This is a genomic window from Catenibacterium sp. RTP21428st1_D7_RTP21428_210409, from assembly GCF_040227455.1.
GTDB classification, from domain to species: Bacteria; Bacillota_I; Bacilli_A; order Erysipelotrichales; family Coprobacillaceae; genus Catenibacterium; species Catenibacterium mitsuoka_A.
Genome location: NZ_JBEHVX010000124.1, coordinates 1 through 5,090 on the forward strand (window position 1 = coordinate 1; position 5,090 = coordinate 5,090).

Consider the following 5,090-nt stretch of genomic DNA (forward strand, 5'->3'; position numbering starts at 1 on the left):
GGCCTTAGCTCAGCTGGGAGAGCGCCTGCTTTGCACGCAGGAGGTCAGGAGTTCGATCCTCCTAGGCTCCACCATTTAGAACTTAACAGACACATATGTGTCTGTTTTTTTATTTCATTGCGTAAAAAAGAACCATAGTCCTATATAAAGGATTATGGTTCTTTACTTTTAGTAACCTGCACCAGTGTCTGTATTCTTCATGATTTTTACAAGACGGCTTGTACCAAGTCTGTCAGCACCAAGTTCAATGAACTTTTCAGCATCATCAAATGAGCTAATACCACCTGCTGCTTTTACTTTAACCCCTTCACCTACATGATCATGCATTAACTTTACATCATCAAATGTAGCGCCTGCAGTTGAGAACCCTGTTGATGTCTTAATGTATTCTGCCCCTGCATTTGTGACTAATTCACACATCTTGATCTTTTCTTCTTCTGTAAGAAGACATGTTTCAATAATAACCTTTAAGATTTTACCATCACACGCTTCATGAATCTGACGGATTTCATCTTCTACTTCTTCATATCTCTTATCTTTTAAGAATCCGATATTAATAACCATATCAATTTCAGATGCACCATTCTCAATAGCATCCTTTGTTTCAAATACTTTTACTGCAGTTGTACTGTATCCATTTGGGAATCCAATAACTGTACAGATAGGAAGTTTACCATCCACATATTCTGCCGCCTGTTTAACATAAGCAGCTGGAATACATGCAGATGCTGTACCATATTTGATTCCATCATCAAGGATCACCTTAATGTCTTCCCAAGTAGCTGTCTGAGCCAATAATGTGTGGTCTACTTTTTTTAAAATATCATTTGTGTTCATTTTATTTTTACCTCTCTTTATATATTCTATTATAACAGTTTATCTCAAATAAAGTAGTCAATTGTGTTTTCTGGTATCTTAATTCCAAAATTTTCTGTAATTGTTGCACCAATAATCGCAAATGTATCAGTTTCTTCTAGTTCCCCTGTTTTTTTTCTGAGATGTAGAATATGCAATAAATGGCACCTTTTCTCTTGTATGATCTGTTCCGGTATGTGTTGAATCATTACCATGATTTGCTGTGATAATGAATAAATAATCATCTCTTAACGTATCTAATAAGACACCTAATTTTCCATCAAACTTTTTTAATTTATTCGCATATTCAAGAACATCTCTTCTATAGCCCCATAGTGCATCAAAAACCACAAGATGAGTCTTTAATTTTTGTGGGGGCGCACTATGGCTCCCACTTTTTCAACTATTTTTATGTAATTAAAAACCTTTCGCTGTATCATTAATTTGCTCATATTAAATCAAAGCGAAAGGAGATCACAAATTGGATAATGATCTAAGAATTATTTTAGGGGATTATGAATCATTTGTACAGTCTCATACGATCGAAATTAATAAAAAAGAAGTGATTTATTATATCACGCTTAAGAAAACCTTTATCTCCTGTCCAGAATGCGGTAGCAGAATGAATATTAAGGACTATAGAAAATGTAAAGTCATACATAACATGATAAGAGGCAAGAATACTTCTCTAATACTTAAAAAGAGAAGATCTTATAAGAAAAAGAATAAATACAACATTTAAATAGGAGTAATATGAGTGTGCTAAAGGGCAGTCATTTCTGACTGCCCTTTACAAGTGGAAACCACCAATAATTTAAAGCGAGTTTTCTATTGACCTCCCTTAAAAATTAAAGGCTCCTTCTAATTAATTATTAAGCTTTCTTTCTTTTTAATAAGAAGATTCCTAATAGTGTGACAATGACAGATACAAACATTGGTAATACATTTGTAGTATCTCCTGTTTTTACTGTAGTGTCAGTCTTTGAATCACTCTTATCACTTGGCTTCTGATCATTTTTATCACTTGGTTTTGGATCAGTCTTATCAGTTGTATCTATAGTGATTTTCTTTTCTAACTTAGCCACTGCATCTTCAAGAGCTTTAGTCATAGCATCTACTTCTGACTGTTTAGTGATATCTAAATCATACTTCACATTATTTAATGCACTTTCTACTGCTGAGAAATCTACATATAATGTCTTATCTAATGACTTTGCCTTATTTACTGCTTCATTCAACTTAGTATAATCAGCATCTTTATATTCTAAACCAGCCATTGCATCTTCAAGAGTTTTAGTCATAGCATTTACTTCTGACTGTTTAGTGATATCTAAATCATACTTCACATTATCTAATGCGTCTTCTACTGCTGAGAAATCTACATATAATGTCTTATCTAATGACTTTGCCTTATTTACTGCTTCATTTAACTTAGTGTAATCAGCATCTTTATATTCTAAACCAGCCATAGCATCTTCAAGAGCTTTAGTCATAGCATTTACTTCTGACTATTTAGTGATATCTAAATCATACTTCACATTATCTAATGCATCTTCTACTTTTGAGAAGTCTTTATATAACGATTTATCTAATGCGTTTGCTTTATTCACTGCTTTAGTCAACTTTGTATAATCTGCAGATGCGACAATAGTCAACTTAACAGTCTTTCTTACTGATGGTTTAGATTTATGCATTGCAGAAATATGAAGGTTATACTCTCCTGCTGGAAGTTTTGCGATTTCTTTAGGATCATTAGTACGTACTAGACAATCTACTCTTGTACGTGCTTCATCATTACTTGTAGATTCATCTGTCAAATCTGGTGAAGTAGTAAACATATGTTCATTATCAATTGAATAATCAATAGTATAGTCATCTACATTTACTTTATCACTACCTGCTTTTAAAGTAACATTCTTTAATAAATCAGCTTCTGTCCCCTTCTTGATAATCATATCTTTTGCGTTTACAGATACTGTATTTTCATAATATTTCTTTGCAGAAGCTGCCTGCTTTTCATTCTGAGCATAGTATGCATATTCAACCTTAAACTGCTGTCCTGCTAAGTTCTTACCTGCATCTCCTGGCCAGTTTCCACCAGTCGCAAAGTTCAACTGAATATACTGTGGTCTATCTAATGCTTTAAGAGCTGCTGGATCATCACTATAATCTACAGATCTTACAATCTGATCATCTATATACCATTCCATCTTACCTGCAGACCAGTTAATACCATAGACATGATATACTTCACCATCAATCACTCTACCTGGTGTAGTGATTGCAGTTGTTTTGCCATTACCTGCATATTTACCATCATCATTACCATTACCACTACCATTATTATAGTGGAGTGTTTCATATACAACATTTGGATTACCAATAGATTCCATGATATCAATTTCACCACTCATTGGCCATCCATCACCCTGATCACCATTAATAGAACCATCTAATGTAAAGTCAGCACCTAAAGTCCAGAATGCAGGGAATGTAGCCTGTCCCTTTGGTAACTTAGCTAATACTTCAATTCTACCAAACAAGAATTCACGTTTCCCATGAGTTCTAACACTACCTGAGTTATAAATAACCTGTCTATTACCTCTAGGGTTCTTATACTGATCTTCTTTCTTACGATCAGTAACTTCTAATACTAGCTTACCATCATTGATATGTACGTTTGCGTTATCTTTTACATAGTGTTGCTGTTCAACACCACGAACACATCCTAATTCATAACCCCAGTTGTCTACATCTAATCCATTGGAGTCTGTATTCTTCTGATTACCGTTAAATTCATCAGCCCAAAGAACAGTATAGTTTTCATCTTCTACTTCCTGTACTTCACTCTTTCCTTCAACAAGTTCAACATTATCTACAATCATCTGAGACATGAATGTCGCATTATTTTGATTTCTATCTGCATTGTCAAGCCATTTTAAGAAGCAGACAGATACACTTGTATTATTTCTACTATTAAACTTTAATTCAACCTGCTGCCAAGTCCATTCCTGGTCCTTTGTACATTTTACAGTTTTTTCTACTGCAGGATTTAAGTTTTCAACGTTAGGTGTCTTAACTGCTAAGAATCCATATGCGCCTGCTTTCGCAATTAAAACATCTGCTTTAAGTGTATATTCAGTATTAGGCTTTAATGACACTTCCTGATAAACACTTGCATTACCACTCCAGCTGAGTAAGTATCCAGAATCATTGCCCTCATGCTTCTGTATTTTACCATCACCTGTTGTTTTCCAACGGTTTGAACGATTGACGAAGTCACCATCTTCAACAACACCTGGATCCATAATACCTTTTGAAGTGAATGGTGTAAAAATAACATTATCTACACAAACATCACCATTTACACCAATAAGTGCAACATTTAACTGAGTATAGTTTTCTGAATTAATATTAATGTTTACTGTCTGATATGTTCCTTTAAGAGATTCATCATAGCCTACTACACTTTCTTTAAATAATGTATTTGAATCATCATAAACCACAAATCTTACACTTTCACCTGCATGACCAATCTTTACTCTTGCCTGTGCAGCATAATTCTTATTACTACTAACAGTTATTTTCTGTGAAAGAGTACTGTCAGCCCCTTTTACTACTCCATAATACTGTGAATGAGTAAAACCTTTGTTTTCATTGCCATCTTTTTCATTAGTGATGACTGCATCATTCTTAATAGTCCATTTCTTTGAACCCTGTTCAAAATCTCCATTTGATAAAATATTAGAACTTCCTGAATTACCTTTATTTCTTTGTAGTTCCAACATTTCATACTCTGTTTTTACACCTGATGTATTAAGTGATGCAGCATGAATGTTTGATACATTCCCTGCCGTGTAACATAAACACATAGAAAGTGATAAAAACACTTTTGTGATTGTCTTGTTCACTTCTTTTTCCTCCGTTTTCAGTATTTTTTGTACTTCTTTTTGTATTACGTAATAATTATGATTGTAATACCAACAAATTGCGAGCGCTATCAAATTTTTAGAAATAAATGTCTTTATTACAGTTTGTTATTAAAATAACTACTATTGTGCGATATACAATTTTTTTATCATATACCTATATTATGTGAAAATAAGAGTTTCCTTTGTTTAGGGTGTAGGAAAATGCTATAATGGGTGAAATGTTAATAAGACAAACTATTAAATGTCAATAAATAGTTAAATTTTCTAGAATTTATTGATTTTATAGGCATTTGTCTTGGTTTA

The 5,090-nt window shown here is 33.4% G+C and carries 5 protein-coding genes; 1 reads left to right on the top strand and 4 read right to left on the bottom strand.

Features of this window, described 5'->3' with window-relative positions; all coding sequences use genetic code 11:
* Positions 1-168 precede the first annotated feature (168 nt).
* On the bottom strand, positions 169-837 hold the full coding sequence (gene deoC / locus ABUA27_RS12040; RefSeq protein WP_129982368.1) for a deoxyribose-phosphate aldolase: 669 nt from the start codon (positions 835-837) through the stop codon (positions 169-171).
* Positions 838-963: 126 nt separating this feature from the next.
* Positions 964-1,206: an alkaline phosphatase family protein gene (locus ABUA27_RS12045; RefSeq protein ID WP_349820795.1), complete on the bottom strand. Its 243-nt coding sequence runs from the start codon at positions 1,204-1,206 to the stop codon at positions 964-966.
* 130 nt (positions 1,207-1,336) lie between these two features.
* On the opposite strand from ABUA27_RS12045, the gene ABUA27_RS12050 reads away from it, so the two are divergent.
* Positions 1,337-1,597 (top strand): transposase family protein, encoded by a 261-nt coding sequence (locus tag ABUA27_RS12050; RefSeq protein ID WP_129982369.1) that lies wholly within the window; start codon positions 1,337-1,339, stop codon positions 1,595-1,597.
* A 130-nt stretch (positions 1,598-1,727) separates the two neighbouring features.
* Here ABUA27_RS12050 and ABUA27_RS12055 read toward each other — a convergent pair whose 3' ends face one another.
* Together ABUA27_RS12055 and ABUA27_RS12060 are read right to left on the bottom strand one after the other, a co-directional pair.
* Positions 1,728-2,348: an LPXTG cell wall anchor domain-containing protein gene (locus ABUA27_RS12055; protein ID WP_349820796.1), complete on the bottom strand. Its 621-nt coding sequence runs from the start codon at positions 2,346-2,348 to the stop codon at positions 1,728-1,730.
* A 15-nt stretch (positions 2,349-2,363) separates the two neighbouring features.
* On the bottom strand, positions 2,364-4,766 hold the full coding sequence (locus ABUA27_RS12060) for a glycoside hydrolase family 16 protein (RefSeq protein WP_349820797.1): 2,403 nt from the start codon (positions 4,764-4,766) through the stop codon (positions 2,364-2,366).
* Positions 4,767-5,090: the final 324 nt, after the last annotated feature.

Excerpts from the sequence above, each read along its gene's own strand:
- deoC (WP_129982368.1), bottom strand. The coding sequence starts at position 837 with ATGAACACAAATGATATTTTAAAAAAAGTAGACCACACATTATTGGCT.
- ABUA27_RS12055 (WP_349820796.1), bottom strand. The coding sequence starts at position 2,348 with ATGACTAAAGCTCTTGAAGATGCTATGGCTGGTTTAGAATATAAAGAT.